Below are 214 nucleotides of genomic sequence, written 5' to 3'. Positions count from 1 at the left end.
ACCGACACCATCAAGCCCATCTGGAACAACATCGCCAGCATCATCCCGTGGCGAAAGGGAGAAGCCGATGAAACGGTTGAATCCGATGTTCCGGCGACGATGATTGGAGCGGTTCTCGGCAAGACGATTGATGTCAGCTACCAAGTTGAACGAGATGGCAAGCCATATGACTCCGACATTTTGAAATTGACGGTTGGGTTAATCCCAGCGGACA

1 protein-coding gene is annotated in these 214 nt (G+C 51.9%); it reads left to right on the top strand.

Annotated features, from left to right (window positions below; translation table 11 throughout):
* Positions 1 to 214, top strand: a 214-nt coding sequence (locus QMX88_RS29430; RefSeq protein ID WP_282373750.1) for a hypothetical protein, incomplete at both ends; no start/stop codon positions are given.

The organism is Pseudomonas sp. PS02290 (assembly GCF_029960075.1).
Classification (GTDB): Bacteria; Pseudomonadota; Gammaproteobacteria; order Pseudomonadales; family Pseudomonadaceae; genus Aquipseudomonas.
The sequence above is the reverse complement of the archived record's forward strand: the minus strand, read 5'-3'. Positions and strand labels throughout refer to the sequence as shown.